This is a genomic window from Paraburkholderia sp. HC6.4b (assembly GCF_014200875.1).
Classification (GTDB): domain Bacteria; phylum Pseudomonadota; class Gammaproteobacteria; order Burkholderiales; family Burkholderiaceae; genus Paraburkholderia; species Paraburkholderia tuberum.
Genome location: NZ_JACHDC010000011.1, coordinates 111,982 through 131,355 on the forward strand (window position 1 = coordinate 111,982; position 19,374 = coordinate 131,355).

The window sequence follows — 19,374 nt, forward strand, 5'->3', positions numbered from 1 at the left end:
GAGACTCTCATGAAATCCGAACATCTTCTGATCACGCGCCGCGCGGCGTTGCTGCTGATGCTGGGCGGCTCGTTGAGCGGCTGCATGTCGAGCTCGCCGATCTGGGACGCACACGTCGGCGACGCCGTGCGCACCGTGACGCAGATGCAGATCATCGATCCGCATGCGGGCGAGCACACGCCATCCACACCGGGCGTCGACGGCAAGGCCGCGGTCGCCGCGCAGCAGCAGTACGACAAGTCGTTCCAGACGCCGGTCACGACGTTCAATCCGTTCGTGATGGGTATCGGCAGCAGCGGCGGCAGTCAGTGATGGCGAACGCGGCGCATGGGGCGGACGCGCCGTCCGCCGGTTAATTCGACAGCTCGGTTGGGAACATCATGATCAACATCCTGGCTCTCTCTGAAGACGGCGCACGGCTCGCGCAGATCGCGCATCTGAGCGGCGAAGCCGGCGACTACCGGATCACGCGCGCGATGGGCACGCCGTCGCTGCTCGGCGAACGCGGCGACACGCTCGACGCGTTCGACGTGCTGATCGTCGACGCCGCGTCGCTGAAGGACGCAGAGCTCGCGGTGGTGGAGCGCCTGCATCGCGAGCATGGGCGGCTCACCTGCATCCTGCTGATTCCCGACGCATCGCCGCAGACGCTGATCGCCGCGATGCGCGCGGGCTTTCGCGACGTGCTGAACTGGCCGCTCGATTCGCGCCAGTTCGGCGACGCGCTGCAACGCGCGCAGGCGCAGAGCCTGCAAGGCGGCACGCGCGATACGCGGATTCTGTCGTTCGTGTCGTGCAAGGGCGGCGCCGGCACCAGCTTCATCGCCGCGAACGTCGCGCATGCGATCGCGACTCTGCCGCAGAAAAAGCGCGTTTTGCTGATCGATCTGAACCAGCAGTTCGCGGATGCCGCGTTTCTGGTCTCCGACCAGACGCCGCCGTCGACGCTGCCGCAAATCTGCGCGCAGATCGAACGCATGGATGCCGCGTTCTTCGACACGAGCCTCGTGCACGTGAGCGACAGCTTCCATATTCTCGCCGGCGCGGGCGACCCGGTGAAGGCGGCCGAGATCAAGGAAGACCGTCTCGAGTGGCTGCTCGGCGTCGCCGCGCCGCATTACGACTTCGTGCTGTTCGATCTCGGCCAGACGCTGAACCAGCTGTCGATGCTCGCGCTCGATCGCAGCGACCAGATTCATCTCGTGCTGCAGGCGAGCATGCCGCACGTGCGGGCCGGCCGCCGGCTGCAGGAGATTCTCTGCTCGCTCGGCTATGCGCAGGAGCAGATGCGGCTGATCCTGAACCGCTATACACGGCACGGCGAGCGGCCGCGCGCGGCGCTCGAATCCGTGCTCGGCATGAGCGCGTATCAGGTGATCCCCGAGGATGCCGAAACGGTGACCGATGCGATGAACCTGGGACTGCCGGTGTCGAAGACCGCGCGCGGCAGCGGGGTTGCGCGCAGCCTGCAGGCGCTCGCCGAAAACATCGCGGCACGCGCGACCAAACCGGGGCGTTCGCGCGCGAAGGGCGAGTCGCTGTTCGGGCGGCTGCTGGGCCGCCAGCCGTCGCCGAAACTCGAAACGCTTTAACCGTGCTCCAACGCTACACGATCAGAACAGGGGAACGTCATGTCGCTTCGTGAGCAGATTTCCGCGCAACGCGTGCAGCCGCTGGGCGAACGCCAGGACCCGGCGGGCGCCGGCATGTTGCGCGGTGCCTACCAGAAACTGAAACGCGAGATTCATCAGGCGGTGCTCGAACGCGTCGAGCTCGAACGGCTGTCGCGCCTGCCGCCCGAGCAGGTCCGCCAGGAGATCGCGACGCTGATCGGGCGCATTCTCGAAGATCAGAAGGCGCCTGCCAACGATCTCGAACGCCGGCAACTCGTCGGCGACGTGCACGACGAAATGTTCGGCTTCGGTCCGCTCGAAGTGCTGCTGCGCGACCCGACCGTGTCCGACATTCTGGTGAATACGCATCGTCATACGTACGTCGAGCGCCGTGGCCGTCTCGAAGCGACCGACGTGACCTTCTACGACGACGCGCATCTGATGAAGGTCATCGAGAAGATCGTCTCTGGCGTCGGCCGCCATATCGACGAATCGAGCCCGATGGTCGACGCGCGCTTGCCGGACGGCTCGCGCGTGAACGCGATCATCCGGCCCTGTGCGATCGACGGTCCGTTGCTGTCGATCCGCCGTTTCGCCGCCAATCCGTTGCAGGTTGCCGACCTGGTTGAATTGCAGAGCCTGACGCCGCCGATGGCCGAAGTGCTCGACGCGCTCGCGCGCGCGAAGGTGAACATCCTCGTGTCGGGCGGCACGGGCAGCGGCAAGACCACGCTGCTGAACGTGCTGTCGGGCTTCATTCCGGGCGACGAGCGCATCGTCACGATCGAGGACGCGGCCGAGCTGCAACTGCGCCAGCAACACGTGCTGCGGCTGGAGACGCGTTCGCCGAACATCGAGGGACGCGGCGAGATCACGCAGCGCACGCTGGTGCGCAACGCGCTGCGGATGCGGCCCGACCGCATCATTCTCGGCGAGGTGCGCGGCGCCGAAGCGCTCGACATGCTGAACGCGATGAACACCGGCCACGAAGGCTCGCTGTCGACGATCCACGCGAACACACCGCGCGATGCGCTGACGCGCCTCGAAAACATGATGACGCTCGGCGGCCTGTCGCTGCCGACGCGCACGATGCGCCAGCAGATTTCGTCGGCGATTTCGGTGGTCGTGCAAGCCACGCGTCTGACCGATGGCCGCCGCAAGATCGTCAGCATTTCGGAGCTGACCGGCATGGAGGGCGACATGATCAACATGCAGGAGATCTTCGTGTTCCGCCGCTCCGGCGTCGATACGAAGGGCAACGTGCGCGGCCATTTCTGCGCGACCGGCGTGCGGCCCCAATTCGCCGAGCGCTTGCAGGCATTCGGCGTGGCGCCCTCGGAGCAGGTCTACGATCCGGCGCGTCGCTTCGAAACGACATGACGGGTATGGACAACGCGCACCGACCGCTCGCCCGGTGTTTCAGGAGACTTGCATGAGCCCGATTTTCTACGCGTCGATCATTCTGCTGTTCGCGGCCGTGGCGCTCGCGACGGGCGGCGTCTACGAGTATTGGAACAGCCGGCACGGCCCGGTCGCGCGGCGCGTCGATTCGCGGATTCGCGCGCTATCCGCCGGCGGCGCGTTGAGCAGGCAGCGTCTTTCGATTCTGAAGACGCGCACGATGGCCGACTCGGCGGTGCTCACGCGGCTGCTGCTGCGCATTCCGCGCGTGCACGCGCTCGATCTGTTTCTGCAGCAGTCGGGGCTATCGTGGTCGGTCGGGCGACTCGTCGGCACCTGCGCGGTGTTGCCGCCGTTCGTGCTGATGGCGGGCGCGAGCCTCGCGATGCCATGGGTCTTCACCGCGGGCGCCGCGGCGCTGTCCGCATTGCTGCCGCTCGCCTACGTGCAGCGGCGGCGCAACCGGCGCATCCGTCAACTCGAACGGCAACTGCCGGACGTTTGCGACATGCTGTCTCGCGCGTTGCGTTCGGGCCATGCGTTCACCAGCGCGATCGATATGGTCGGCACCGAGTTCGCCGAGCCGATGAGCGGTGAGTTCCGCATCGTGTTCGACGAGATCAACTACGGCGTGTCGATCAGCGAGGCGCTGACGAATCTCGCGACGCGCGTGCCGATTCGCGATCTGCGCTACTTCGTGATCGCCGTCGTGATCCAGCGCGAGACGGGCGGCAATCTCGCCGAAGTGCTCGACGGCATCACCGCGCTGATCCGCGACCGCTTCAAGCTATTCGACAAGGTTCGCGTGCTCGCCGCCGAAGGCAAGATGTCCGCGTGGGTGCTCGGCCTGCTGCCGTTCGGCGTCGGCGCCGCGATGATGGCGATCAACCCCGGGTTCCTGAACGTTCTGTGGCAGGACCAGGCGGGCGTCAAGATGATCGCGGTGGCGAGCGTCGCCATGCTGTTCGGCATTCTGTGGATGCGGCACATCGTGAAGATTCGCGTCTGAGCGGGCGAGAGCTCATCGGAGAAGGACCATGCAAACACTGAACATCACGCAGATTCTGTTGCTTGCCGGCGTATTCGCGATCGTTTTCGCGGCCGCGTTCGGCGCGATGCATCTAAGCACGCCGCGCGACATGAGCCGCCGTATCGAGCAGGCGGGCGGCGCGAATGCCGTCCCGGCGCCGGAGCAACTCGCCGCCGCCGCGCAGACGCCGTGGTACGAAAAGCTCGTCGAGATTTCGCAGCCGATCTCGAAGCTGTCGGTGCCGAAGGACGGCTGGGAGCAATCCGCACTGCGCCTGCAATTGATGAACGCCGGCTGGCGCTCGGCCAACGCCGCGCCGATCTATCTGGCCGCGAAGACCGCGCTCGCGCTGACGTTGCCGCTCGTGGCGATGCTCGCGCTGTACGGCTCGTCGTTCGCGAATTCGCTGCTCGAACGCGCGATCGTGCTGGTCGTGCTGGCCGCACTCGGCTACTACCTGCCCAACGTCGTGCTGTCGCGCCGCATCGCAGCGCGCAAGCGCGGCATCGTCGAGGACTTTCCCGATGCGCTCGATCTGCTGACCGTGTGTGTCGAAGCGGGTCTGGGCCTCGATGCGTCGCTGATGAAAGTCGGCGAGGAAATCCGCCTTCGCAGCGCGGTGGTCGCGAGCGAGCTCGAACTGATGCTGCTCGAAATGCGTTCAGGTTTCTCGAAGGAAAAGGCGCTGCGCAATTTTTCGCTGCGCACCGGTGTGGAAGACATCGACTCGTTCAGCGCGATGCTGATCCAGGCCGAGCGCTTCGGCACCAGCATCGGCGCGTCGCTGCGTGTGCTGTCCGATACGCTGCGCACGCGCCGCCGGATGCGCGCCGAGGAGCGGGCCGCGAAGATCGCGCTGAAGTTGCTGTTTCCGTTGATGTTCTGCATTTTTCCGGCGCTGCTCGTCGTGCTGATGGGGCCCGCGATGATTCATATCTATCGCGATCTGCTGCCGAGCATGGCGGGTGGTGCATGACCACGCACTTCGTCGCGGGTGGACCGACATGTGGAACGAACGGAGGGAGCCGGTGAAACGCACGAGACAACGTGGCGCGGCAGCGGTCGAACTCGCGCTCGTGCTGCCGCTGCTGCTTGCGCTGATCTTCGGCATCGTGCAGTTCGGCTGGCTGATCAACAACTATCTGGTACTGACCAACGCGGCCTCGCTCGGCGCACATCAGCTCGCGGCGGAGCGCGGTTACGCATCGCCATACTCCGACGCGACTGCCGCGATTCATTCGCAGACCGGTGCGCTGAACGGCACGTTGACGATTTCGATGAGCGTCGGCGGCACGTCCTGCACGAGCGATAGCGCGTGCGCCAGCGCACTGGGGTCGAGCACGTCCGCGCCGGCTGCGGGTACGCAGGCGAAGGTGCAGCTCGGTTATACGTTCGCGCCGCTCTTCGGCGGCACGCTCGATAACCTCAAAGGCATCATGCCCCGCAGCTTGAGCGCCACCATGTCGGAGGTCGTGCAATGAGTGCAGCCATTCGTCCGAAGCGGAGAACGACACCGCCAATCGGTTACAAGCAACAGAAGGGCGTCGCCGCGGTCGAGTTTGCGCTGGTCGCGCCGCTGCTGCTGCTGGTGCTGCTCGGCATCGCGCAGTTCGGCTGGCTGCTCGGCAACTACGTGATGGTCGTCAATGCGGCCTCGTCGGGCGCGCGCTATTTCGCGTCGCAACGCGGCACCAGCACACCGTACTCGGCGACGCAAGGTCAGGTAAGCACCTCGGCGGCGCTTCTGAATACGTCGAATCTGTCGATCGCGACGTCGGTGAACGGCGTCGCGTGCAGCAGCGATTCGAGCTGCGCCGCCGATCTGAGCAGCGCCGGCGGCACGAGCGCGGTCGGCACGGCGACCGTGACCGTCACCTACACGTTCGCGCCGCTGTTCAAGGGCAGCCTGTCGGGTCTGTACGCGATGATGCCGACCGCGCTCAATGCGAGCGCGGTGGAGCGGGTGCAATGACGACGCATGAATAACAAAAGCGGTGCGACCGTTTGGGAGGGGCGTGAAATCATGAAAACGACATACCGTAGTTCGGGTGGCTCGCGTCGGCGTCAGCGCGGCGCCGTTTCCGTTCTCGTGGCGGTATCGATGGTCGCGCTATTGGGCTTTGTCGCAATCAGCGTCGACTTCGGCTACCTGGCGTATAGCCAGCGGCGCCTGCAAAGCGCAACCGATGCCGCGGCGCTGTCGGGCGCGGTCGACCTTTGGACGCAATCGTGGACCACCGCGGCAAGCGACGCGCAGGCGTTCACGGCGGGGTACAACAACAGGCTGCCTGCCGCCGTCGTGCCCGCCAGCGCGACGATCACCGGTCTCACGTTGTCGAGCGTCACATTGCCATATAAGCAGGCGACCTCGGGCTATAACGGCATCCAGGTCACGCAAACGGCGACCGTGCCGCTCTATTTCGCGCGCGTGTTCGGCAAGAGTTCGCAGACCATTTCCGCGACCTCGCGAGCCGGGGCGGGCGGCGGCGCGGAGCCCGCGCTCTACAACGTGATGATCGTGCTCGACGCCACGAAATCGATGGCCACGACGACGGACAGCAACTGCAAGAACTCGAAGGGCGTCGCGCAGACGCGGCTGGCGTGCGCTCAGGCGGGCGCGTTGACGCTGCTGACAGGCTTGACCAATGCGGGAGACAACGTCGGCTTGATGGCGTTTCCGCCGCAAACGTCGTCCACCTATAACTTCACGTGCTCCGGCAAGGCGCCGACCATCGCGGGCAGCTATTCGGCGTCGGGCGCGACTTACCAGGTTTCGTCGCTGAACACCGGCTATCTCGGCAGCAACGGTTCGGTCAGCACGAGCTCGGGTATCGTGCAGGCGCTGGGCGGCGGCAGTTGCGGCGGCATGTCGGCGCCGGGCGGTCTCGGCACGTTCTACGCGCAGGCGCTTACGGCTGCGCAATCGGCGCTCGTCGCGAAGTCGTCGACGCAGAGTCCGGCTGGACAGAACGTGATCATTCTGTTGAGCGACGGTGTTGCGTCGTCGTCGACGAGTCAACTCGGCAACACGTACGGCAGCACTTATGGAAGCGAGTGCCAGGCCGCCATCAATGCGGCGTCGACGATCAAAGCCAGCACCGGCACGTTGATCTATACCGTCGCGTATCTGGGCGGGGAGGCCGCGTCGGCGCCGAGCTGCGGCGACGGTAACGACAAGCTCACCGCGTGCAATACGATGCAGTCGATCGCGTCCGGTCCGTCGTATTTCTACTCGGACACCTGCTCGAATGCGGCAGGCGGCACCAATAGCCTCAATACGTTGTTCAGCCAGATCGCGTACAGCCTGACCAAGCCGCGGCTGATTCCGCAAACCGCGAGCTGAAGCGCGAAGGGCTCGTTATGAGTTGTCGCGTGTCCCGGCCGTGCGTCTGCCTTGGAAGATCGGCAGCCGCCAGCCATAGCGCAGCGACGCGAGCCGCGCCAACACGCAAGCCGATGTCGCGAACCACGGCGTCCACCAGTCCGTCCAGCCCGCGTACGAAAAACCGACTTGCACCGCCGCGCCTAACAGCGCGGCCGACGCATAGATCTCGCGTTCGAGAATCGCGGGTACGCGCGAGAGCACGACGTCGCGCATCACGCCGCCACCGACCGCGCTGACGATGCCGAGCAGAATCGCGAGTTCGGCATTGTGGCCATACGTGAGCGCTTTCTGCGCGCCCGACACCGCGAACAGACCGAGCCCGATCGCATCGAAGAACAGCACCGGCTGACGCAGCCGGCGCACCTGCGGATACGCGAGAATCGTCACGGCCGACGCGGCGAGCGCGGTCGCCAGATAGCGCCAGTTCGACAGCCCCGCAGGCGGGATCGCGCCGATGCACAGGTCGCGCACGATGCCGCCGCCGCATGCGACCATGAAGGCGATCACGACGATGCCGAGCAGGTCGAGCCGTCGTTGACGCGCGGCCACCGCGCCGCTGATCGCGAACACGAAGGTGCCGATCAGGTCGAGAATGGTGTAGACGGCGTGTGAATTCACTGAGTGGTTTCGTGTTGATCGAGCCAGGCACCGGCCGCGCACAGCATGGCTTCGAGGCCCGTGCGCAGGGTCGGGTCGAGCACAGGTGCGAATTTCGGCGAGTGATTGCTCGGAATTTCGTTGAGTTTTTTCGCGGCGAGCGCCTGGCGGAACACTTCGGGCTCGGTGCCGCCGACGAACCAGAACGAGTACGGCACGTTCCATTCGCGGCCGAACACGCTGAAGTCTTCGCTTGCGGCGGCCGGCGGCGATTCGTACGCGCGCTCGCCGAACTGCGCCTCGAACGCGTTGCGCACACGCTCGGTCGTGACCGCGTCGTTGATCGTCAGCGGGTAGCTCGATAGTGTCGTGAATTCTGGCTCGCGCGGCGCGTTCGACGCCACGCATTCGGCGCAGCAGATGCGGCGGATCGCGCCGAGCATGTACTCGCGCACGTCATCGTCGTAAGTGCGCATGTTGAGCTTCAGCGTCGCGTCGTCGGGGATGATGTTCTCTTTCGTGCCGGCTTGCAGCGAACCGATGGTCAGCACGGCGCTGTCGCTCGGCGCGATTTCGCGCGACACGATGGTTTGCAGACGCAAGGTCGTCGACGCTGCCATGATCACGGGATCGATCGACGTCTGCGGCTGCGAGCCGTGCGCGCCGCGCCCGAACAGCTTGATCTTGATGCTGTCGCCGGCCGACAGGATCGTGCCGCTGCGATAGCCGACCGAGCCCGCCGCGCCGACCATCACGTGCTGGCCGAGAATCACGTCGGGCTTCGGAAAGCGCGTGGTCATGCCGTCGTCGAGCATGCTGCGCGCGCCGCGGCCGACTTCCTCACCGGGCTGGAACACGGCCATCAGCGTGCCGCGCCATGCGTCGCGATGCCCTGCCATCAGACGCGCGACGCCGAGCAGCCATGTGACGTGCATGTCGTGGCCGCACGAATGCGCGACGCCGACTTCGAGCCCGTCTTCGTCTTTCGCCCTCACCGTGCTCGCATAGGGCAGGCCGGTCGCTTCGGCCATCGGCAGCGCGTCCATGTCGGCGCGCAGCATCACGGTGGGACCGTCGCCGTTGCGCAGCAACGCAACGACGCCCGTCACGCCGACGTTGCGCGTCACCTCGTAACCGAGCTTTTCCACGTAGTCCGCGACGATGCCCGCGGTGCGCACCTCCTGCATCGACAGTTCGGGGTGCGCGTGCAGGTCTTTGTAGATCGCTTCGAGTTCAGGCAGCAGCGCGTCGATCGCGCTCGACATCGTTTCGATCAGCTTCGACATGGAGGGCTCCTTGTTGCCATGAACGCCAGGGAAGGAAGGCGGCGGAATGCGGACCGTCCGTCAGGATCGCGCAGGCGGCGTGCTTGCGGACTCGCTTTCGAGCAGGCTGTGCGAAAGCTTGCCAAGCAGACGTTCGAGCGTTTTGCGTTCGTTCGCGCTGAGCGCCTTCGCCAGCTCGACCTCGAGTTCGGTGCCCACCGCTTCGGACGCCTGCGCGACTTCGAGGCCGTGCGCCGTGGCACGCAACGCGATACTGCGGCGGTCCGACGCATGCATGTTGCGCGTGATCAGGCCGCGCGTTTCAAGCTCGGCGAGGACTTTGGAAAGCAGCGTTTTTTCGATCAGCGCGCGCTGTGAAACGGATTTGGGCGTGATGTCGGGCTCCGCGCAGACGAGGCGCAGCACGCGCAGCGCACGCACGTCGAGATCCCAGCGCTCGCGGTAGACCAGGTTCGCGCGGTTGATCAGCAACGCGCTGGTCAGATCGAGCCTGAAAGTCAGGAAGTCCGAATACAAGAATTTGCTCCGCTGTCCGCGTCATACGCAGTGCAGGCATTATAGGCAAGTAGTTGAAATTTTCAAATACTTGCGTGGACGCCGCCCTGGTGCGAGACAGGTGAAGTGTTAGCGAGCGTCGCGCCCGGAGCCGGATTGGGCCACGCGGGCGGCGACACCCATCGGTTCGATCGAAGCACTTGAATCGGTCTGCTCGCCGCTGAGCGAATCGAGGCTGATGCCGTTGGTCTCGGGCAGAATCCACGCGGTGACGATCACGCACAGATAACCGACGCCCGCGACCAGCGGAATCGCGGAGTCGAGCGCCATATGACCGGTGCTGAGCCAGCCCACGCCAAGCGGGAACAGCGAGCCGATGACGCGCCCCATGTTGTAGGCCACGCCGTAGCCGGTCGCGCGAATTTCGTTCGGGTAGCTCTCCGAGATCGTCGCGGCGATGCCCGAGAACGTTCCCTGCATCAGCACGCCGAGCAGAAAGCCGAGCACGAGCATCGCGCCGTTCGACGCGGGAATCGCCATATAGGCGAGCGCCATGGAAAACGCGCCCGCCGCGAACACGATATACGTGAGGCGTCGGCCGATGCGGTCCGACGAATACGCACCGAGCACGTAGCCCACGAACGAGCCGAGGATCATGATCGCGAGATAGGCGCTCGTGCCGAAGATCGACAGGCCGCGTTCGAGCTTCAGATAGGTCGGCATCCACGTCGCGATCGCATAGTAGCTGCCGAGCATGCCGCCCGACAGCAGACTGCACAGGATCGTCTTGCCGGCGAGCGGCCGCGCGCAGACACGGCGTAGTCCTTCCAAGGCGGCGGGCGAGTGCTGTTTTCCGAGCGCGTGCGAGAACGCTTCGGGCTCCTTCAGATCGCGCCGAAGATACACAACCAGCAGCGCCGGCACGATGCCGATAAAAAAGCAGCCGCGCCACGCCCACTCCGCCGGCAGCCACGAAAACAGCACGCTATAGACGATCGCCGCGGCGGCCCAGCCAAACGAATAACTGCTCGCCGCGAAGCCGGAGAATTTGCCGCGATGCGCGGGATTCCTGATGATCTCGGTCACGAGCACCATGCATAGCGACGATTCGCCACCGAAGCCGAGCCCCTGCAGCATGCGAAACAGCGCGAGCTGTAGTGGCGAGTTGGCGAAGCCGCACGCGAAGCACGCGAGCGCGAATAGCACGATGGTCCAGCGCAGAATGCGCACGCGCCCGAAGCGGTCGGCGAGCAGGCCCGCGCCGATCGCACCGACGAGCGACGCGATCAGCGTGTAGGTGACGATGCTGCCCGCGATGGCCTTGTTCATGTGCCAGGTCGCGGCGAGCACGGGAATCAGGAACGAGTAGATCATGAAGTCGTACACATCGACGGCATGACCCATGAACGCGCCCGCAAAGGCTTTCTTCTCGTTCTTCGACAGCGATTCGAACCAGACCATGATGGAGGACTCCGGGCGAGGATGAGGTGGCGGCTGGCGCCTCGAGAATGCGAGTGGGTGTTATAGCGGTGGCGCGACGAACGACAGTCCCGCCTGCTCGAGCAGCGCGGCCACCCGCAGCGAACGCAGGTCGTGATAGAGCGGCGCGACGATCTGCACGCCGATCGGCAGGCCGTCCGCGGTCGTGCCGGCGCGGGCCACGGTCGATGGCAGGCCGCACAGACCCGAGTGGCCGGCCCAGAACAGCTGGGTCGTCATCGGCTGCGGGCGGCCGTTGACGTCGAGCGTGCGCTGCCACGGCGCCCCGGTTTCGTCGAGCGTGAAGGCGGCGGTCGCGGCGGCGGGGCACAGCAGCACGTCGATCGTGCCGAACAGCTCGCGCCATGCTTCGCAAAACGCGTCGCGCTGCTTTTGCAGCAGCAGCCAGTCGCGGTGACGCAACGCGGTGCCCGCGTATTGCAAGGCGGCGTACGACGACGCGTCGGCGGGCACGGCGGCGCTTGCTGTGAGCGCGGCGGCGAAGGCGTCGTCGTCGAGATAGTGCGAGGTCGACGCGCGCAGCAGCAGCACGTAGGCGCGCATCAGTTGCGCGGCGTCGAGCGCGGGGCGCGCGTCCCAGACCACCGTCGCACCGGCGTCTTCGAGCTGCCGGCCAAGACGCGTGAGGCACGCCTCTACCGGGCCGTCGACGTCGGCGAGCGGATGATTGGTCAGTACGCCAAAGCGGAATTCACGCAGGTCCGTGCGCTCGCAGGGTGGCAGTGCGAGCCGCAGCGCGCTCGCGGCTTCGCCGGCCGGACCGGCGATCGCGCCGAGCACGAGTTCGAGGTCGCGCGCCGAGCGCGCGAGCGGACCCGCGACGTTGATGTCGGGCTGCGCCATGCCGCCGCCGATGCCATGGCCTTTCAGCGACACGATGCCATGCGTGGTCTTGTGCGAGAAGACGCCGCAGAAATGCGCGGGGTTGCGGATCGACGAGCCGACATCCGAGCCGACGTCGAAGAATGACATGCCCGCGCAGACGGCCGCCGCGCTGCCACCCGACGAACCGCCCGGCGTGCGGGACGGATCGCGCGGATTGCGGGTCGTGCCGTAGAGGTCGTTATAGCTTTGCCAGTCGCGCAGATAGATCGGCACGTTGGTCTTGCCGAGCAGCACCGCGCCCGCGTCGAGCAGGCGTTGCACGACGTCCGCATGGGCGCTCGCGATGTTCTCGCGATGCGCGGGGTCGCCAAGGGTCGTCGGCCAGCCGCGGACGTCGAAAGATTCCTTGATCGTAAACGGAATGCCGTGCAAGGGGCCGCGCAGCCGCCCCCCGCGCCGTTCCTCGTCGCGTGCTTCGGCGGTGGCGTAGGCGGCGTCGAAATCGGATACGACGACCGCGTTCAGCAGGCCGTTGTCGGCCTCGAATGCGGCTTCGCACGCGGCGACGAGCGAGACGGCGTCGATCTCGCCGGCGCGCATGTCGTGCGCGGCCTGCTGGACAGTGGCGTAACGGTAGCGCGCCGCCTGACTGGCGGCGGGTGGGGAGGAGCTTGGTGTCATGAAAGGCCTGAGAGGGCGATTGATGGGCGGTATGTTGTATACCGTCTATCGCCAAATTCAGCCTGTCAAGTGGCTTGCAGCGTAGTCGACGAAATTATCGGGTGGCGTAAAGCGAGCGCGGTGGCGTGTGCCGCGCCTCGCTTCCTATGCCGCGCGTTTCAAAGGCCGTTTCAACGCGCATTGTTCGCCAGATAGTGCTGGGCGGCGCGCATCACATGCCGCTCGGCGAGCAGCGCCGACAGCGTCGCATCGCCCGACTGCACCGCGCGCAGGATCGCGGCGTGTTCGTCCCAGGTCTGGCGGACTTCCGCATCGCTCGCGTTCGTGAACAGCATGCGCGTGCGGTCGCGCAACGAGCGCATCAGGTCGCTCAGAATCGTATTGGCCCCGGCCGCGTAGAGCAGGTCGTGAAAACGCGCGTTGAGTTCGAGCAGGCCGGCCGTCTCGCCGGCGTCGACTTTTGCCTTGCCTTCAGCGAGCACCTGTTCGATCTGGCCGACCAGTTCGGGCGTTCGATGTTCGGCGGCGAGCCGGGCGTTGAGTCCCTCGAGCGTCGCGCGGATCTGGATCATTTCGCGTGCCGCCGACGGCTGCAGCGACGCGACCACCGCGCCGTGCCGCGGCCGCACTTCGACGAGGCCTTCCGAGGCGAGCGCGCGCAGCGCTTCGCGTACCGGCACGCGCGAGACGTCGAGCTCCTGGGCGATGCGTCCTTCGACCAGCCGCTCGCCGGGCGCGTACGTGCCCGAGACGATTGCTTCGCGCAGCCGCGCGGTGACGAGATGCGACAGCTGCTGATGCATGATCGGCGCGCTCGATTGCCCCTGTGCGCCGCTTGCCGCGGTCGTGTCCGCTTCAGTGTTCATAAGGATCTCCAACCTGTGTTGCTGATGGCGTGTGATGCAGGCGATTTTACCTCAGTGCACGTCACGAATACTGTAGACCTTATACGGAAATATCCGGCTCGGCCTTGTCTGGCGGGGCATTGAAGCACGCGCCCCGCTTCCTCGTGGCTACCGGGAAAGGCGGGATTTCCGGCGAATGCGGGTAAACGCCAAGCAAACAGCCGTTGATCCGGTTTTAGTTGGTACATAGTATACCGTGTGATTATCTCAAACCCGCCGCATCCACCCGCGCTCGCAGGTCCGCGCAGTCAGGAGAAGCAATGGAATCTCACGTCGTTCTAACGTCGGCGCACTGGGTTTATCTGTGTGGTGTCGTCTCTATCATCGCGACGCTGGTGTTTCGCGCCAACGTCGTCGCGCCCGCGATTCTCGCGACCTTCGCCACCGTCTACGCGTTTTCCGGCCAGGTGTCGACCGCGATCGAAGCGGTGTTCTTCGCGCCGCTTACGGCGGCGCGCGAGCTGTTCAATATCTTCCTCGTGATTTCGCTGATGACCGCGTTGCTCAACGCGCTGAAACGGATCAACGCGGATGTGCGCATGGTCCAGCCGTTTCGCGCGGTCATGGTCAACGGGCACGTCGGCTTCTTCGTGCTCGGCTTCGTGAGCTACGTGTTGTCGCTGTTCTTCTGGCCGACGCCGGCCGTGCCGTTGATCGCCGGCATTCTGCTGCCGGCCGCGATTTACGCGGGCGTGCCGCCGCTGGGCGCGGCGTTGTGCATCGGCATCGCGGGACTCGGCACGGCCTTGTCGTCGGATTACGTGATCAAGGTCGCGCCGGGCATCAGCGCGAAAGCGGCCGCGGTCGCGATGCCGGACGTTGCCGACAAGGCGCTGCTGCTGTCGCTGATCACGGGCGGCATCGCGTTCCTGATCGCCTATCTGCGTATCCGCAAGCAGATCCAGGCGCCCGATGCGCGCCATCTCGAACGCTGGGAAGCGACCCAGGTCACGGCGAATGCCGTTGTCACGCCCGCGGCCGGCACGAGTCGCGCGCGCATCCGGCGCGGCAAACCGCAGCATGCTTCGGTCGGCGACGGCGGCCAGGTCAGCGGCGCGAGCGGCTCGCGGGCGTTGTTGTCGTCGCGCGACCTGTTGACGCCGTGGCAGGAGCGCTGGTCCCGCTGCTTCGCGATCGTGATCCCCGTCGCCTTTCTCGCGATCGTCGCTTACATGGTGTTGCCGCATCTGATCCCCGGCTTCAAGGGCGCGAGCGGTGCAGCGGCCGCGGCGCTCGTCGGCGGCGTCTCCGCGTTGCTGATGGTGGCGGTAGCCGCTGCGCGCGACTATCGCGCGATCTGCCGCAGCACGGCCGAGCACGTCACCGAGGGCTTCGTGTTTTCGTTTCGCGCGATGAGCTCGGTGCTGCCGATTGCGGGCTTCTTCTTCATCGGCGTGGCCGGCACTGCGGCGCCGATCCTCGGCTTGCCCGCCGGTACCCATGCCCCCGGCCTGCTTGCCGATCTCGTGAAAGCGGGCGAGGTCTACATTCCGCACAACGCGTTCTTCGTCTCGTACGGCATTCTGCTGGCCGGCATGGTGACGGGCATCGACGGCTCGGGCTTCGCCGGTTTGCCGTTGACCGGCGCGCTGGCGGGCGCGCTCGGCCGCACGGTGGGCTTCGACGTGTCGACCCTCGCGGCGATCGGCCAGATGGGTTCGGTGTGGACCGGCAAGACGCTGACCGCATGGTCGGCGCTCGCGGCGGTGGCGAGCTTCGCGCGTGTGCCGGTGTTGCAGGCGGTGCGCAATCTGTTGCTGCCGGTGGTGTGCGGCCTGGTGGTGTCGACGTTGGTGGCGATTCTGATCTGGTGATGGGGGGCGGGACGCGCGTGTCGTCCGCGCGGTTTTTGCCGGGCCTTGCGCGTTGGTTTGCCGATGCGCAAGGCCTTGGCGGTTTGATCGTCGGCGCGCTTTGCCCGCGAGTTGCGGCCTACGTCTTACGCCTCGCAACGACAAGCAAAAACGCCGGCTTCAGTGCATCGAAGCCGGCGTCCCAGTTTGACTCACTACGTTGTGTTGCTAACTCACCATGACACGCTGACATTGCCATTGACGAAAGTCTGACAGGCCATCCGATAGCCAGCTTTGATTTCGTCTTCGCTCAGATGGCGTTTTTCCTTGTCCTTCACGCTATCGGTATGTTCGATGCCGTGTTCGACCTTGCATTTGCAGGTGCCGCACAAGCCGCCGCCGCATTTGAACGGAATGCCGCCTTTTTCGCGCAGCGAGACGCGCAGCAGATTGCTGTTGGGCGGCGCGCTGACCGACTTGTTGTCGTTGCTGAGGAAAGTAATCTGGATCATTCGGAGGCTTACGTATTGGATTCGGAGAGGAGGGGATGAAACGGCGCGGCAACTAGCGCGGGGTCAGTCGCGCGGCGCCGTTGCCGTGGCCCGCGAGCTGCCGCAGCGACTCGAGCGCGGCTTCAGGCGTCGCGAATTTTTCGAGGAACCTGGTGGGAACGAGATTGACCGCCGACGGTGTGGCTTCGTCGATCACCCTGATCTTCGTTTCTTTCATGAGCGCGGCGATGACGAACGTGGCGATATGCCGACCGCCGTAGAGGTAGTCGAAGGTGGCGAGCGGCACGATGCCTTCGGTCGCCTCGGTGCGGTACTGGCCGGGCTTGCTCGTCAGAATCACGTGCGTGCCGGCCGCGACGGAGCGCGTATTCATGCTGCCTGCTCCAGATCGTCCTGCGCGAGTTCGATGTCGTGCTCGATCCATAGTTGGCACGCGAGGCGATAGCCCTGCGCAAGCCGCTCGCCGAGCTGTTTTTTTTCCTTCCAGTTGGGCTCGGGCAGATACTGCGCGCCGGACATCACGCGACACGCGCACTTCGAGCACTTGCCCATGCCGCATTCGTAGCGCAGATGCGGAAACGGGAATTGCCTGATGCCGGCGCGCACGACGAGGTTGGTGTTCTCCTTGACCTCGCCCTGATGGGTCGCGCCATTTTTGTGAAATACCACTGTTGGCATAACGCTCTCCGTGATTCGCTCGGATCTAGTCTAGTTGAAAAAAAGGATATAGTATACCGTCTACTGCCGGACGGATTCCGGCGAGGGCCGAAGACAGCGCCGGCTGGCGCGCATTAGTTCCAGTTTTCTTAGGCTTTCCGCGGTGAGGCCGCAATGAAGCGGCGCGTAGACGGAGCGCTCTTCCCAAGAACGGCTCGCGCATTTCAGACATTGCGGTATACAGTATGCATTACGGAGGCTACACTAGCTCAACTGTTTCTTCCGTGCCCGACGGCATTCGGGCTTTCGACAACGCCAACCTTTTCCCTACCTGTCAGGAGCTTGAAATGACTGAATTGATGAACCGTGATGACTTCCGCGCCGCGCTCGAGGACGCCATCAAAGGCAAGAGTGCGAACAAGGCGCCGTTCAGCATCGCGTGGGCGAGCGGCAAGCTGAGCCGCGCGCATCTCGCGCGCTGGGCCGAGAACCACTATCACTACGTGGGCCCGTTCGCCGACTATCTGGCCTACATCTATGCGCGCACGCCGGACCGCTTCACCGAGGCTAAGGACTTTCTGCTCGCCAACATGTACGAAGAGGAAATCGGCGGTGACCGTCATACCGATCTGCTGATCCGTTTCGCCGAAGCGTGCGGCACGACGCGCGAGCGCGTGATAGATCCCGACAACATGTCGCCGACCACGCGAGGCCTGCAGGCATGGTGTTATTCGGTGGCGATGCGCGAGGACCCGATCGTCGCGGTCGCGGCGCTCGTCGTGGGTCTGGAATCGCAGGTGCCGTCGATCTATCGCAAGCAGACGCCGACGCTGCGCGACAAATACCAGTTCACCGACGAGGAAGTGGAGTTCTTCGATCTGCACATCGTGTCGGACGAGATTCATGGCGAGCGCGGCTATCAGATCGTGCTCGAACATGCCGACACGCCCGAGTTGCAGCAACGCTGCCTGAAGATCTGCGAGATCGGCGCGCAGATGCGTCTGCTTTATACGACCGCGCTCTATTACGACTACGTCGAGCAGGACCTGGCGCTGCCCGAACTCGAACTCGCGAGTTGAACCCGCGGCGGCGCGCGCAACGCGGCGCCGTCTTCCGTTGGCATCGCCGCGAGCCAGCCGGCCGGCATGGCGCCGGCCATTGCGGCAACAGCACAGGTATCCGTCATGAGCAATCCGGCAACACCAGAGTTCAAGAATCTCATCGCGGGCGAGTGGACCGCCAGCGTGAGCGGCGGCACGTTCGACAACGTGAATCCCGCCGATACGCGCGACATCGTCGGCCGCTTCCAGGCGTCTTCGGCCGAGGACGCGCGCGCCGCGCTGGCCGCGGCGGCTGGCGCGTTCGCCGCGTGGCGGCGCACGCCGGTCGCGCAGCGCGCGGCCGTTCTCAATCGCGCGGCGGCGTGGCTCGAACAGCATGCGGACGGATTCGCGAACGAACTCACGCGCGAAGAAGGCAAGCCGCTCGCGCAGAGCAGGGACGAAATTCTGCGCTCGGCGCAGGTGCTGCGTTTCTATGCGGTGGAAGGTCAGTCGTATGCCGGCGAGACGTTCCCGAGCGACGATCCCGACATGACCGTCCACACGCAGCGCGAACCCCTCGGCGTCGTCGCCGTGATTACACCGTGGAATTTTCCGATCTCGATCCCGGCGCGCAAGATCGCGCCGGCGCTGATCGCCGGTAATACGGTGATCTTCAAACCGTCGTCGGATGCGCCGCTGATCGGCTACCGGCTCGCCGAAGCATTCGCGCAGGCGGGCATTCCATCGGGTGTACTGAATTTCATCACGGGACGCGCGTCGGAAATCGGCTCCGTCATTACCGCGTCGCCGGTCGTCAGGGCCGTGTCGTTCACCGGTTCGACCGCCGCTGGCGAACAGATTCATCGCTCCCTACCGCTGACCACGCGCACGCAGATGGAACTCGGCGGCAAGAACCCGCTGATCGTGATGGACGACGCGGATCTCGACCGCGCCGTCGACCTGACGATCAAGGGTGGCTTCTCGCTGACGGGCCAGGCCTGCACCGGCACGAGCCGCGTGCTGGTCATGCAGAGCGTGCGCGATGCGTTCAGCGAGAAACTGCTCGCTAAAGTGAAGACGCTCAAGATCGGCAGCGGCCTCACGCCCGGCATGGACATCGGCCCGCTCGCGACCCGGACGCAACTCGACACCGTGCTCGACTACGTGGCCTCCGGCAAGGCACAGGCCACGCATCTGTACGGCGGCGAGCGCCTGAGCGGTCCCGATTACGAGCACGGCTATTACGTCACGCCGGCGATCTTCACCGACGTGACGCAGGACATGCGTATCTGCCGCGAAGAAATCTTTGGGCCGGTGATCGCGATCGTCACCGTGACCAGCTACGAGGACGCGATCGCGAAGGCGAACGACACCGAGTATGGGCTCTGCGCCGCGATCGTCACGTCGAATCCACGCCACATGCATCGCTTCGCGGACGACATCGAGGCGGGCACCGTGAAGATCAACCGAACGACGACGGGCAACGCGATCAACGCGCCGTTCGGGGGGCTCAAGCGTTCGAGCACGTCGACGTTTCGCGAATCGGGGCGTGGCGGTCTCGAGTTCTATACGCAGATCAAGACGGTCTATCGCGGCATCTGAGAGCGGCGAGATCAGCTTTCCGAATCAATGAATCAATCAGCAATGAGGG

At 65.2% G+C, this 19,374-nt stretch carries 20 protein-coding genes; 11 read left to right on the plus strand and 9 right to left on the minus strand.

Going from position 1 to position 19,374, the window contains the following annotated elements; translation table 11 throughout:
* Positions 1 to 9 precede the first annotated feature (9 nt).
* From HDG34_RS18210 to HDG34_RS18245, 8 genes are all read left to right on the plus strand, one after another.
* Positions 10 to 312 carry a hypothetical protein gene (locus tag HDG34_RS18210; RefSeq protein WP_184061570.1) on the plus strand — a complete coding sequence of 101 codons (303 nt, stop codon included), beginning with the start codon at positions 10 to 12 and terminating at the stop codon, positions 310 to 312.
* Positions 313 to 380: 68 nt separating this feature from the next.
* Positions 381 to 1,592 carry an AAA family ATPase gene (locus HDG34_RS18215; RefSeq protein ID WP_184061571.1) on the plus strand — a complete coding sequence of 404 codons (1,212 nt, stop codon included), beginning with the start codon at positions 381 to 383 and terminating at the stop codon, positions 1,590 to 1,592.
* Positions 1,593 to 1,631: 39 nt separating this feature from the next.
* Entirely contained in the window at positions 1,632 to 2,993 is a 1,362-nt protein-coding gene (locus HDG34_RS18220) for a CpaF family protein (protein ID WP_184024443.1), read from the plus strand.
* A 52-nt stretch (positions 2,994 to 3,045) separates the two neighbouring features.
* A complete protein-coding gene (locus HDG34_RS18225) occupies positions 3,046 to 4,023 on the plus strand; it encodes a type II secretion system F family protein (protein ID WP_184061572.1) in 978 nt (325 codons plus the stop codon).
* A 28-nt stretch (positions 4,024 to 4,051) separates the two neighbouring features.
* Positions 4,052 to 5,020: a type II secretion system F family protein gene (locus HDG34_RS18230; RefSeq protein ID WP_184061573.1), complete on the plus strand. Its 969-nt coding sequence runs from the start codon at positions 4,052 to 4,054 to the stop codon at positions 5,018 to 5,020.
* Positions 5,021 to 5,072: 52 nt separating this feature from the next.
* Positions 5,073 to 5,525 carry a TadE/TadG family type IV pilus assembly protein gene (locus tag HDG34_RS18235; protein ID WP_184061574.1) on the plus strand — a complete coding sequence of 151 codons (453 nt, stop codon included), beginning with the start codon at positions 5,073 to 5,075 and terminating at the stop codon, positions 5,523 to 5,525.
* Entirely contained in the window at positions 5,522 to 6,016 is a 495-nt protein-coding gene (locus HDG34_RS18240) for a TadE/TadG family type IV pilus assembly protein (protein ID WP_184061575.1), read from the plus strand. The genes HDG34_RS18235 and HDG34_RS18240 overlap by 4 nt, the downstream gene beginning before the upstream one ends.
* Positions 6,017 to 6,067: 51 nt before the next feature.
* Entirely contained in the window at positions 6,068 to 7,387 is a 1,320-nt protein-coding gene (locus HDG34_RS18245; protein WP_184061576.1) for a vWA domain-containing protein, read from the plus strand.
* A 15-nt stretch (positions 7,388 to 7,402) separates the two neighbouring features.
* On the opposite strand, the gene HDG34_RS18250 is transcribed toward HDG34_RS18245, so the two are convergent.
* The 6 genes from HDG34_RS18250 to HDG34_RS18275 all read right to left on the minus strand — a co-directional run bounded on the left by HDG34_RS18250 (position 7,403) and on the right by HDG34_RS18275 (position 13,679).
* On the minus strand, positions 7,403 to 8,047 hold the full coding sequence (locus HDG34_RS18250) for a trimeric intracellular cation channel family protein (RefSeq protein WP_184061577.1): 645 nt from the start codon (positions 8,045 to 8,047) through the stop codon (positions 7,403 to 7,405).
* Complete coding sequence (locus HDG34_RS18255) at positions 8,044 to 9,312, minus strand: M20 family metallopeptidase (protein WP_090807627.1); 1,269 nt, start codon at positions 9,310 to 9,312, stop codon at positions 8,044 to 8,046. Before HDG34_RS18255 ends, HDG34_RS18250 begins: the two co-directional genes overlap by 4 nt.
* A gap of 60 nt (positions 9,313 to 9,372) precedes the next feature.
* Positions 9,373 to 9,828: a MarR family winged helix-turn-helix transcriptional regulator gene (locus HDG34_RS18260; protein ID WP_184061578.1), complete on the minus strand. Its 456-nt coding sequence runs from the start codon at positions 9,826 to 9,828 to the stop codon at positions 9,373 to 9,375.
* Between the two features lie 108 nt (positions 9,829 to 9,936).
* Positions 9,937 to 11,271 (minus strand): MFS transporter, encoded by a 1,335-nt coding sequence (locus tag HDG34_RS18265; RefSeq protein ID WP_184061676.1) that lies wholly within the window; start codon positions 11,269 to 11,271, stop codon positions 9,937 to 9,939.
* A 57-nt stretch (positions 11,272 to 11,328) separates the two neighbouring features.
* Positions 11,329 to 12,813, minus strand: coding sequence for an amidase (locus tag HDG34_RS18270; protein ID WP_184061579.1), 1,485 nt, complete (start codon positions 12,811 to 12,813; stop codon positions 11,329 to 11,331).
* Positions 12,814 to 12,983: 170 nt separating this feature from the next.
* On the minus strand, positions 12,984 to 13,679 hold the full coding sequence (locus tag HDG34_RS18275; RefSeq protein WP_184061580.1) for a GntR family transcriptional regulator: 696 nt from the start codon (positions 13,677 to 13,679) through the stop codon (positions 12,984 to 12,986).
* Positions 13,680 to 13,978: 299 nt separating this feature from the next.
* Here HDG34_RS18275 and HDG34_RS18280 point away from each other — a divergent pair, with 299 nt between their 5' ends.
* The gene (locus tag HDG34_RS18280) at positions 13,979 to 15,532 is read left to right on the plus strand and encodes a hypothetical protein (protein WP_184061581.1); all 1,554 of its coding nucleotides are present in this window, start codon (positions 13,979 to 13,981) and stop codon (positions 15,530 to 15,532) included.
* Between the two features lie 212 nt (positions 15,533 to 15,744).
* Here the strand turns inward: HDG34_RS18280 and HDG34_RS18285 are convergent, their stop codons facing one another.
* The 3 genes from HDG34_RS18285 to HDG34_RS18295 are packed head-to-tail and all read right to left on the minus strand — an operon-like array spanning position 15,745 to position 16,701.
* The gene (locus HDG34_RS18285; RefSeq protein ID WP_090807615.1) at positions 15,745 to 16,023 is read right to left on the minus strand and encodes a 2Fe-2S iron-sulfur cluster-binding protein; all 279 of its coding nucleotides are present in this window, start codon (positions 16,021 to 16,023) and stop codon (positions 15,745 to 15,747) included.
* Positions 16,024 to 16,075: 52 nt separating this feature from the next.
* A complete protein-coding gene (locus HDG34_RS18290) occupies positions 16,076 to 16,396 on the minus strand; it encodes a hypothetical protein (protein ID WP_184061582.1) in 321 nt (106 codons plus the stop codon).
* Entirely contained in the window at positions 16,393 to 16,701 is a 309-nt protein-coding gene (locus tag HDG34_RS18295; protein ID WP_184061583.1) for a 2Fe-2S iron-sulfur cluster-binding protein, read from the minus strand. Before HDG34_RS18295 ends, HDG34_RS18290 begins: the two co-directional genes overlap by 4 nt.
* A 326-nt stretch (positions 16,702 to 17,027) precedes the next feature.
* Between HDG34_RS18295 and HDG34_RS18300 the strand changes: the two genes are divergently transcribed.
* Together HDG34_RS18300 and HDG34_RS18305 are read left to right on the plus strand one after the other, a co-directional pair.
* On the plus strand, positions 17,028 to 17,759 hold the full coding sequence (locus HDG34_RS18300; protein ID WP_184061584.1) for a TenA family transcriptional regulator: 732 nt from the start codon (positions 17,028 to 17,030) through the stop codon (positions 17,757 to 17,759).
* Positions 17,760 to 17,864: 105 nt separating this feature from the next.
* Positions 17,865 to 19,325 (plus strand): aldehyde dehydrogenase family protein, encoded by a 1,461-nt coding sequence (locus HDG34_RS18305; protein WP_090810261.1) that lies wholly within the window; start codon positions 17,865 to 17,867, stop codon positions 19,323 to 19,325.
* The last annotated feature ends 49 nt before the right edge of the window (positions 19,326 to 19,374 follow it).

Coding starts and splice junctions, on each gene's coding strand:
- HDG34_RS18210 (WP_184061570.1), top strand. CDS start 10: ATGAAATCCGAACATCTTCTGATCACGCGCCGCGCGGCGTTGCTGCTG.
- HDG34_RS18215 (WP_184061571.1), top strand. CDS start 381: ATGATCAACATCCTGGCTCTCTCTGAAGACGGCGCACGGCTCGCGCAG.
- HDG34_RS18220 (WP_184024443.1), top strand. CDS start 1,632: ATGTCGCTTCGTGAGCAGATTTCCGCGCAACGCGTGCAGCCGCTGGGC.
- HDG34_RS18225 (WP_184061572.1), top strand. CDS start 3,046: ATGAGCCCGATTTTCTACGCGTCGATCATTCTGCTGTTCGCGGCCGTG.
- HDG34_RS18230 (WP_184061573.1), top strand. CDS start 4,052: ATGCAAACACTGAACATCACGCAGATTCTGTTGCTTGCCGGCGTATTC.
- HDG34_RS18240 (WP_184061575.1), top strand. CDS start 5,522: ATGAGTGCAGCCATTCGTCCGAAGCGGAGAACGACACCGCCAATCGGT.
- HDG34_RS18245 (WP_184061576.1), top strand. CDS start 6,068: ATGAAAACGACATACCGTAGTTCGGGTGGCTCGCGTCGGCGTCAGCGC.
- HDG34_RS18255 (WP_090807627.1), bottom strand. CDS start 9,312: ATGTCGAAGCTGATCGAAACGATGTCGAGCGCGATCGACGCGCTGCTG.
- HDG34_RS18270 (WP_184061579.1), bottom strand. CDS start 12,813: ATGACACCAAGCTCCTCCCCACCCGCCGCCAGTCAGGCGGCGCGCTAC.
- HDG34_RS18275 (WP_184061580.1), bottom strand. CDS start 13,679: ATGAACACTGAAGCGGACACGACCGCGGCAAGCGGCGCACAGGGGCAA.
- HDG34_RS18280 (WP_184061581.1), top strand. CDS start 13,979: ATGGAATCTCACGTCGTTCTAACGTCGGCGCACTGGGTTTATCTGTGT.
- HDG34_RS18285 (WP_090807615.1), bottom strand. CDS start 16,023: ATGATCCAGATTACTTTCCTCAGCAACGACAACAAGTCGGTCAGCGCG.
- HDG34_RS18290 (WP_184061582.1), bottom strand. CDS start 16,396: ATGAATACGCGCTCCGTCGCGGCCGGCACGCACGTGATTCTGACGAGC.
- HDG34_RS18295 (WP_184061583.1), bottom strand. CDS start 16,701: ATGCCAACAGTGGTATTTCACAAAAATGGCGCGACCCATCAGGGCGAG.
- HDG34_RS18300 (WP_184061584.1), top strand. CDS start 17,028: ATGACTGAATTGATGAACCGTGATGACTTCCGCGCCGCGCTCGAGGAC.
- HDG34_RS18305 (WP_090810261.1), top strand. CDS start 17,865: ATGAGCAATCCGGCAACACCAGAGTTCAAGAATCTCATCGCGGGCGAG.